Source organism: Rhizobium sp. P1_E1 (assembly GCF_056406015.1).
Map to the genome: position 1 here is coordinate 1 of NZ_JBFUAY010000174.1, position 9698 is coordinate 9698.

The window sequence follows — 9698 nt, forward strand, 5'->3', positions numbered from 1 at the left end:
GTCTTTAGATCATTCAGCGGCGGCAACGGCCGCGCGGCGGCCGATCGTTGCCTGGGTCAGCGCGAAGGCTGAGAAGGCGCAGAGCGCGATGCCGGCGGCCATCGGAACGGCAGTGCCGTCGAAGAAGACGCTCGATATGACCATGGCGACGGCGGCGATCACGAAGTGCAGCGTGCCCATCAGCGACGAGGCTGTGCCGGCGATCTCGCCGTGATCCTCAAGGGCAAGCACCGCGCTCGTCGGGATGACGAGGCCGAGGAAGCCGTAGCCGATGAACAGGAAGGTCGCCAGGACAGGCAGCTGGTTGAAGCCTGAGGCCATCACCACCGCCATCACCACCATCGCAAGCGCATAAGCGCTGACCGCAATCCGCATCACGCGCACCAGGCCGAAACGCTCGCCGAGCCAGCCCGTGGCCTGCGATACCGCGAAGAAGGACACGGCGTTGATCGAGAAGGCGAAGCTGTATTGCGTCGGCGTCAGCCCGTAATGCTGGATCAACACGAAGGGCGAGTTGGCGAGATAGACGAGGAAGCTCGAAATGCCGAGGCCGCCGATGAAGGTCAGCGTCAGGAAATTGCGGTCGGTGAGCAGCAGGCGATAGGCCGCCATGGCGCTGCTCAGACCGCTGCCGCTGCGTTCGTTCGCCGAACGGGTTTCCTCCAGCTGGGTCGCAAGCAGGACGAGGCCGATGAAGGCGGCGATCGTCACGGCCCAGAATACGCCGCGCCAGCCGTAGAACTCGATGACGGCGCTGCCCGTCAGCGGCGCCAGGATCGGCGAGATCGAGAAGACCAGCATCAGCAGCGACATCAGGCGCGCGGCCTGCACGCCGGTGTGCATGTCGCGGACGATGGCGCGCGGAATGACCATGCCGGCGGCTCCGCCGATACCCTGAACGAAACGGAAGGCGATCAGCGTTTCGATATCGGTCGCCAGCGCACAGCCGATCGAGGCGACAGCGAAGAGGCCGATGCCGAGATAGAGCGGCAGCTTGCGGCCCCACATGTCCGACAGCGGCCCATAGACGAGCTGGGCGAGCGCAAAGGAGATGAAGAAGGCAAGAAGGGTTAGCTGGGTGACGTTGTTATCGGCATGCAGGTCCTGGCCGATGGACGGCAGTGCAGGCAGATACATGTCGATGGCAAAGGGCCCGATGGCCGACAGAAGGCCGAGAATGAGGGCAATGCGAAAGAAGGGAGCCGTCATAATGGTGATCTTTCATAAAGGCGCGGCGGAGGTACCGGATCGTCGCTCCGCTACATTGCTCTTAGAGCGCCGTGCGTCCTCTCGGATGCACGAAGGACTCTAACTCTTTGAATTTACGCATCGTGCTTTCCGGAAATCGGGACCGATTTTCGGGCCGATGCGCTAGGGTTCAATGATGATCGTTCGCGCGAAGACGAAGTTGGGAGCTCATATCTTCAGCGGTGTAACCAAGACTGTCAACAAATTTGGACATAGATGTAAAATTAGACGCCATTGTCTAGAACGTCAAGACGTCTTATCTTCGCTATCATGAAAGATCGCATGACACCGGCAGCCCGAATGACGGGGCATACGCAGCGCGGACAATGCGCCAAGCGCATGTCGATCCTCGATGCCGCGGCCGACGTATTCTGCCGCCAGGGTTTTGCCGGCGCCAGCATCGACGAGATCGCCGCCGTCGCCTGTGTCTCGCGCCAGACGATCTACAATCACTATCGCGAGAAGGAAACGCTGTTCGTCGCCGTCGTCGAAGACGTCATGAACCGCGCCAACGCCATGCTGTTCTCCGTGCTTTCGACCTTTCCTGATCGCGCCGACGATCTGGAGGACGAGCTGACGGCCTTCGCCGTGCGCCTCAATAAGAACTGCATCTGCAACCACGACGGAAAATTTCTGCGCAAGCTGGTGCAGACAGAGGGCGAGCGATATCCGCACCTCTTCGAAAGCTGGCGCCAGCAGGGGCCGGGCAAGCTGATCACCGCACTTTCCGCACTTCTCGGGCGGCTTGCCCATAAGGGAGCGCTCGCCATTGACGATTTCGACGTCGCCGCCCGGCAGTTCGTGGCACTCGGCAATGCTGACCTGCAGATGATGATCCTTCTCGGCGGGACGCCCACCGATGAAGAACTGGAAAAGGCGGCGCGCAACGCGGTCCGTACCTTTCTCAAGGCCTATGGCAAGCCGGAGGCGGAAAAGGCCGGCCATCCGCCGCAGCTCGCAGCCATATCAGGCTGATCAAGCCTTTCCGATCAAGCCAGCCGATCAGGCAAAGACCGTCATCTGTGAGGGTACGACCGCGAACATGCCGACGCGGCGCGCGGCAAGATATTTCACCAGCTGCTCGACAACCGAAGGCATGACCGGCTTCTGAACCACGCCGACCGCGCCCTTGACGCCATCGGCGACCACTTCGGGATTGCCGGTCATGAAGACAACGGCAATGCCATGCTCCTGCGCCAGCCGTCGGCCGATCTCAGGCCCGGTCGGGCCGTCGGCGAGATTGACGTCGACGAAGGCGATATCGGCAAGCGGCGCCAGCCGCAACGCCTGTTCGCAATCATTCGCAAGGCCCGCGACCTGCATGCCCATGCCTTCCACCGTCGCCTCGAGGTCCAGGGCGATCAGGAATTCATCTTCGACGATCAATACTCTCTGTTTCATGAGATCATCTCGTTGCCAGCGCCGCACGACATTGGTGGCCATGATACGTCCCCTTGGTTACGCCCATACTTCTAAAGAGGGATCCGCTCCGGCAGCCTATCCCACGCGAAACTCACGGTGGTAACGGGCAATTCCACAATATGTTCCGCGGTGGAACGTGATTCTTTGGATTTAAGATATTGTTAACGTTGATAAATTCTTAAACTGACTGAGCAAAAACTGGATCGTGCTCAATCTCACGCCAGCCGGCTCGATGGGAGCGCGACAAGACGATATAATTATTTCTCCCTTTTGGGGGCCAGAATCTGAAGCGCATTGCCGGGGTGGATACTAATTCTTTGGTAGTTTTAAGCCCGCTGGGCGTATTTCGAACCTCCAGTCTCCTGCGGAGAAGGGTCTTGTTGTTTCGACGAATGCGCGCTTGTGGTGTTCTAACGCACGTAATTGCATGGCGGCCGAGCAGGTCTTTCGGCGCATGTCGTCCGCCTCCCTCAGCGCCAGTTCGCACATGCACTTCCCGTTCCGGTTTTCCTTCTTGCGGCCATCCTTTCGTTCGTCCTTCTTGTTGGCTTTGCGAAGGACGCCGCCGACGAATTTGGATTGACAACCGAACGGACGACGGTGATCCGTCCGCCCGACGAGTCACCCACACCACGTCTCTTCTTGTAGTCGTCGATGAAACGATCCCCGTATTGTTCTGCTTTCAATGACCCGACAGAACGAGCGTCTGAACCGGCAGGAGCAGCGCTTGAATTCGCAGAATCATCGCATGTACAAGTCCAACGGCGTCGACCATATGCAGGGCAAACCACCTAACCGTGCCAATGTTCGGATCGGCGAGCGCGTCGTGATTGTTGGTATAGGCGTTGGCGATGCAACTGCTTCCAGGCGGCACGCCATTGAGCCCTCCCGGATAAAGTGGCTGCAGAAAGACGGTCAGGGTTCCCGGCTGCGCCGTCTGCTGAACGTCGATGAGTTGATCCGTCGCGCGCAATTGTCCGGCCGCGATAACCTCCTGCACGTCGGTCACGACCATAGGAATGATCGTAAACGGCTTTCCGATGCAGGTTGCTTCGGCGATCATCCCCTTTTTCATAACCTGCGCTTCGATCTGGCCGAAGCCGGCGATTAGCGTGCTTTGTCCAGCGCCTTCTGGCACAAGGATCCCGGCAGGACGCAACATTGCATTGACGACGTCCCCGCGACGCAGCGTAAACTGTTGCACAGTACCCGCGACGCCGGCCCTTACGATGGTCTTGTCGAGTTCGACCTGCGCCTGCGCCAGGGCCGCTTCGGCGCTTGCTCTTTGAGCTGGCAACTGCACGGCGATCTGTGTCTCCAGGGTCAGCTTTTTCGCGACCGTTGCATCCAGCGCTCCCTTGCGGCCGTCGATCGTCGTTGCCAGGCGTTCGACCTCGCGCCTGGCGACAGCGTTGTTCGTCAGGAGCTGCGCCTTCATCTCGTATTCGTCGACTGCCGTCTGGTAGGCACCCTGCGCCTCTTTGATCTGGCCATCGACCCCTATAAGCTCGGTCTGGGTCACCTTTATTCCGGCCTCGACTTCTGCGACGCGCCGACGGGCCGTCTCCAGCGCCGCCTGCTGTTCGGAATTATCGAGCCTGAACAGTGGCGATMCGGCCTCGACCTTCTGGTTCAGCCCGATGAAAACTTCCTCTACACGTCCGGTTGCCTCGGGCATGATCGTGACGGTTCGAAATATCGCGGTGGCGGTCTGGGCTGATGGATGGAAGTAGAAAATCATCGTGATCAGCGAAACGGTCAGAAGAAGGCAGGCGGTGATACCCCACCGGAGTTCGTACCACACCGTATAAAGCGTGATGTCGCGGCCGATCCGCTTTCCCTGACCGTAGCGCCGGAACAGATAGTCGGGGAGGATCGTCAGCATGGAGCAGAGAAGCAACTCAAACATTCAGATATCCTCTCCGTGTACGCTGGTCTTGGACGGTGACGGTGTTGGCTCTGCTTCCACAGTATCTTCCGCTATCAGAGCAGGATCGCCTGTCGTGTCAGCCTGGCGGCCGGAGAGTTTGCCGAGAGACTGGGCGATTGAGTAAAGCGGCGTGGAGAAGTCGGGAATCTGAATGAAGGCCAGAAGCAGCCCGGCAATCCAGAAAAGATGGTTGTGGGTGAACAGTGAGATGAGCGCCAGGACGGCCACGATCTCCATCTGCACCTTGTTCGTACGGTGGGCTCTGCGTTCGGGAAGGGCGTGCAATTGGAAGTACAGATTTCCAACCGCGAGCACGGCCACCAGCAGAAAGACAACGACGACAACGAAAAGGTAGTCCGTCTGTCCGGGCGAAGTGATGAAAATCGGCAGGTGCTCGATTGCCGCTGGATGAACTGATTGCTCCATTGCTACCACCTAAGAGAAAAAGAGTGAAATGCGCCGTCGTCGAGAGCGTCTTCGATTTCTTTTGCCAGTGCCGCGACCAACTCCTCGTACATGCTACGGCGCTCGCCACGCGTCGGATCTATCGAGGCCTCCCACCTGGAAAGCTCGGGTTTTGCTTCCGCAAAGTCCATGTGCCGGAAACTGCCGCGTAGCAGCGGCCACGCCTCCGTCCATATTTCACTCCCAAGGCCACGACACAGACACGTCTGCTTCTCTGATGTAGGGAGACGTTGGCGGGGTTGTGGAGTATGTTACTGTATCATACGGGTTCACGATGACTGTCTCCAGGGGGATTGGGAGCGCCGACGAGGCACCGCGACAGCCGGGAGTTCGTTGGAATGCGACCTGATTTCCCGCTCAATGTCCTCACGGAATTGCAGATGCCGACTTGGCAGCCCGCCGATCATGACCACGTTATTGGTCGCAAGGCGGGGACGATGGTTCCTTATGCCGTCGGCGCCAGAGCGGCCATAACGGCGCTGAACCCTGCAGTTTCCCTTTGATCAACCGCACCATTGGCATCCATTGCTGCGCGGGACGGCGGCGATTAACTCTGAATCGCTGGGCCGCCAATGAGCAGTTGAAGATCTGCGGCCGCCGCTCCGGCCAACACTGGGCTATAAGCGGTCGTGTCAATCAGCCCTTGGCCTTCACGAGCACCGGTTGGCTGCGGTAGTCGGCCGGAAACAGCGACTTCAAGTTCTCGATTTTTGGCAGGTCGTTGTAGGCGATATAAGGATAGGTCGGATTGAGCGTCAGGAAATCCTGATGATAGGCCTCGGCGGGATAGAAGCCGGCGGCGTCAGACACCTTGGTGACGATCGGCTGCGGAAAGACATGCGCCTTGTCGAGCTGGCTAATATAGCTCAGGGCGATCTTGCGCTGTTGTGGATCGGAAACGAACAGCGCCGAACGATATTGCGTTCCCTGGTCCGGACCTTGGAAATTCAGCTGCGTCGGGTTGTGCGCCACAGAGAAGAAGATCTGTAGCAACTTGCCGTAGCTAACCTGTTTCGGATCGAACTTCACCTGGACGGATTCGGCGTGACCCGTCGAGCCGGTGCTGACGGTTTCGTACTGCGCCGTTTTGGCGTCGCCTCCGGCATAACCGGAGACGGCGCTCTCAACGCCCTTCACGTGCTGGAAGACGCCCTGGACGCCCCAGAAACAACCTCCGGCGAAAATGGCGGTCTCGGTGCCTGACCCGGCCACCTCGTCAATGGCCGGCGGCGGGATGACGACGGCATCCTCGGCCGCGCCCGCGGCACACACGCCGAACGAGAATAGGGTGGCTGCAAGGAGAGCGGCAAGCCTCCTGCGGTGGGAAGACGTGGACATGGCGCTACCTCCTGCGATCGCCCAAATCCTTGCTCATCCTTGCAAAAGCCGCAAATCACAAGGCGGTCACTCACGCCGATGTGACAGCTGGACGAAAGCGCCTGTGCGAAGATGAAACAGCGCTCAACTTGAGTTGACAATCTCGCGAGGAGTGAGGAGAGTGCCGCCGGTCAGAGCCAGCATTTCCGGGGGGAACCTATGTCCGTGCGCTCGTTCTTCGCTTTCGCGACAATCGCATTTTCCACGATCGCCATCAGCTTTTCCGCCGCCGCGGCGGACACCAAGCGCGACATCCAGACGATCAAGGACGCCRATTTCTTCGGCTTCGATCTTCGCACCGAGCAGAATGTCTCGCTCGATCAGTGCAAGACATCCTGCATCGGCGACAAGAGCTGCAAGGCCTTCACCTACAATCCCAAGGTGAAATGGTGCTTCCTGAAATCCGATTTCAAAACGATGAACGCCTTCCCCGGCGCCATCGCAGGCAAGATTGTCGAAACGGCCGGCCAGCAGGAGCGGGATATTGGTGCCGCGCCGCGGCTGACCTTCCTGACCAACGATCTCATCCAGCAGGCCCACGACTTCAAGGATAATCTGACCCTGGCCGACGACCAGCAGGGCCAGGGCGCCGACAGCCTGACGGCCAATGCCCGCATTGACCTCACTGCCAACAATCTGGCCGACGCGTTGAAGTCCTTCCATGGCGCGCTGTCGATCACACCTGACGACGCCGATCTTTGGCTCGAAACCGCCCGCGCCGCAGCTTCGCTCGGCACCGCCGAGAGCGGTACGAGCGGCCAGGCCGTGCTCGATGCGCTGAACGGATACGAGCTGACGCGCACCAAACCTAAGCGCGCCGAGGCGCTCGCCGTCCTCGCCGACGCCCTGGACCGAAACGCCAATTACCGCCCGGCGCTCGACGCCTACAAGGCGAGCCTGGCGCTGGTTGCCTCCGACGATGTGCAGGCGGCCTATCTGCAGCTGAAATCGACGCAAGGGTTCCGCATCACCGAACACACGGTCGATGCCGACAGCGCCACGCCGCGGGCCTGCGTCACCTTCTCCGAGGCACTCGTCAAGACCACCGACTACACCCCCTTCGTGACGCTGAACGGCGAAGCGCCGAAGGCCTTGGAAACCAAGGACAAGCAGATCTGCGTCGAGGGACTGACCCATGGCCAGACCTATAAGATCGGCTTCCGCACCGGCCTGCCGTCATCAGTCGACGAAGCGCTCGAAGCAGCCGTCAGCATCGACGTCTATATCAAGGACCGCAGCCAGATGGTGCGCTTCACCGGCGACAGCTTCGTGCTGCCATCGACGGCGCGCCGTGGCATCCCGATCGTCTCGGTCAATATGACCTCGGCCAACCTGAAGCTTTACCGCATCGGCGATCGCGCCATCGCACCGCTGCTGACCAACTCGCAGTTCCTATCCCAGCTCGACGGCTACAGCGCCCAGAACATCCAGGACCAGAGCGGCGAACTCGTCTGGCAGGGCTCGATCGACATCGCCAACGAGCTCAACAAGGACATCGCTACCAGTTTTCCGGTCGACGAGGCGCTGCCCGAGCGCAAGCCCGGCATCTACGTGATGACCGCAACGGCGGCAAACGGCCCCGCGCAGGAGTGGGATTCGCAGGCGACGCAATGGTTTCTGGTCTCCGATATCGGCGTCACCACCTATGCCGGTACGGACGGGCTCAACGTCTTCGCCCGCTCGCTCGCCTCGGCCAAGCCGATCGCAGGCGTAGAGCTGCAGCTGCTCGCCAAGAACAATGAAGTGCTCGGCACTGCCACCACCGACGAAAACGGCCGCGCCACCTTCACTGCCGGCCTGATCCGCGGCACGGCGGCGCTGACGCCCGCCGTCATTACCGCCAAAAACGGCACGTCGGACTACGTCTTCCTCGACATGACGCGCGCCGGCTTCGACCTCTCCGACCGTGGCGTGACGGGCCGCGCAGCACCCGGCGCGATCGACGTGCTGACCTTCACCGAACGCGGCATCTACCGCGCCGGCGAGACGGTGCATGCGCAGGCGCTCGCCCGCGACACCGATGGCAACGCCATCGAGAACCTGCCGCTCACTTTCATCTTCAGCCGCCCCGACGGTGTCGAAGACCGGCGGATCGTCAGCCAGACCAGCAATCTCGGCGGCTACTCCATCGATTTCCCGACCCAGGAAAACGCCATGCGCGGCACCTGGACGATGAACATCTATACCGATCCCAAGGGCAGCGCGATCGCCACCAAGAGTTTCCTCGTCGACGATTTCGTCCCCGATCGCACCGACATGGAGATCAAGACCGAGGCCAAGGAAGTCGGTCCGGACACGCCGGCGACGATCACCGTTTCGGGCAAATATCTCTACGGCGCCCCGGCCGCCGGCCTGACGCTCGAAGGCGACGTCGTCGTCAAGCCGACGCGCGAGAGTGCGGCCTACAAGGGCTTCCTCTTCGGCCTCGCCGACGAAGAGGCGAGCGAGGATTCGCGCCTGCCGATCGACGGCCTGCCGGAACTCGACGAGAACGGCGAAGCCTCGACCGACCTGACCATCAGCGACCTGCCGGCCACGACGCAGTTGCTCAACGCTACTGTCTATATGCGCATGCAGGAGGCGGGCGGCCGCGCCATCGAGCGCTCCTTGACCATTCCGGTGAAGAACCAGGGCGCTTCGATCGGCGTTAAGCCGGAATTTTCCGACGATCTGCCGGAGAATTCGATCGCCAACTTTACGGTGATCAGCGTCAAGGCCGACGGACAGAAGCAGGAGACGAAGGGCCTGCGCTGGAAATTCTATAGCCTCAACCGCGAATATCAGTGGTATCGCGAGGGAACCGCCTGGAAATACGAGCCGGTCTACACCGCCGAGCAGGTCTCCAACGGTAGCGTCGACGCGACGATGGACGGCGGCAAGATCTCCGTTCCGGTGACCTGGGGCCGCTATCGCCTCGAAGTGGAAAGCCCCGATGCCGACGGCCCGACCTCCAGCGTCGAATTCGACGCCGGCTGGTTCGTGACATCGACCTCGACGGAAACGCCCGACGGGCTTGAGATCGCCCTCGACAAGGACAGCTACAAGATCGGCGACACCGCCAAGCTGAAAGTCACCTCGCGCTATGGCGGCGAGCTGATGGTGACGGCCGGAACCGAAAAGCTGGTTGCCGTACAGAACGCCACGATCGGCGAGACCGGCGGCGAGGTCGATATCCCGGTTACATCAGACTGGGGTGCCGGTGCTTATGTGACCGCAACGCTCTTCCGCCCCGGCGACGCGCAGGACAGCCATATGC

General features: G+C 60.7%; 8 protein-coding genes. 3 read left to right on the forward strand and 5 right to left on the reverse strand.

The window, feature by feature from the left end:
- Window positions 1-9 precede the first annotated feature (9 nt).
- Window positions 10-1209: a multidrug effflux MFS transporter gene (locus AC1D1Z_RS30025; RefSeq protein ID WP_018448764.1), complete on the reverse strand. Its 1200-nt coding sequence runs from the start codon at window positions 1207-1209 to the stop codon at window positions 10-12.
- 273 nt (window positions 1210-1482) lie between these two features.
- Between AC1D1Z_RS30025 and AC1D1Z_RS30030 the strand changes: the two genes are divergently transcribed.
- Complete coding sequence (locus tag AC1D1Z_RS30030; protein WP_026231042.1) at window positions 1483-2223, forward strand: TetR/AcrR family transcriptional regulator; 741 nt, start codon at window positions 1483-1485, stop codon at window positions 2221-2223.
- 27 nt (window positions 2224-2250) lie between these two features.
- On the opposite strand, the gene AC1D1Z_RS30035 is transcribed toward AC1D1Z_RS30030, so the two are convergent.
- The 3 genes from AC1D1Z_RS30035 to AC1D1Z_RS30045 form a co-directional block, all read right to left on the reverse strand.
- The gene (locus AC1D1Z_RS30035; RefSeq protein ID WP_026231041.1) at window positions 2251-2691 is read right to left on the reverse strand and encodes a response regulator; all 441 of its coding nucleotides are present in this window, start codon (window positions 2689-2691) and stop codon (window positions 2251-2253) included.
- A 661-nt stretch (window positions 2692-3352) separates the two neighbouring features.
- Window positions 3353-4579 (reverse strand): HlyD family secretion protein, encoded by a 1227-nt coding sequence (locus AC1D1Z_RS30040; RefSeq protein WP_477852523.1) that lies wholly within the window; start codon window positions 4577-4579, stop codon window positions 3353-3355.
- On the reverse strand, window positions 4580-5026 hold the full coding sequence (locus AC1D1Z_RS30045; protein ID WP_028732717.1) for a hypothetical protein: 447 nt from the start codon (window positions 5024-5026) through the stop codon (window positions 4580-4582).
- A gap of 377 nt (window positions 5027-5403) precedes the next feature.
- Between AC1D1Z_RS30045 and AC1D1Z_RS30050 the strand changes: the two genes are divergently transcribed.
- Window positions 5404-5568, forward strand: coding sequence for a hypothetical protein (locus tag AC1D1Z_RS30050; RefSeq protein WP_210068312.1), 165 nt, complete (start codon window positions 5404-5406; stop codon window positions 5566-5568).
- 133 nt (window positions 5569-5701) lie between these two features.
- Here the strand turns inward: AC1D1Z_RS30050 and msrA are convergent, their stop codons facing one another.
- Window positions 5702-6403, reverse strand: coding sequence for a peptide-methionine (S)-S-oxide reductase MsrA (gene msrA / locus AC1D1Z_RS30055; protein ID WP_018448757.1), 702 nt, complete (start codon window positions 6401-6403; stop codon window positions 5702-5704).
- A gap of 198 nt (window positions 6404-6601) precedes the next feature.
- On the opposite strand from msrA, the gene AC1D1Z_RS30060 reads away from it, so the two are divergent.
- Window positions 6602-9698: MG2 domain-containing protein (locus AC1D1Z_RS30060; protein ID WP_477852524.1), on the forward strand; the 3097-nt coding region annotated here is incomplete at its 3' end.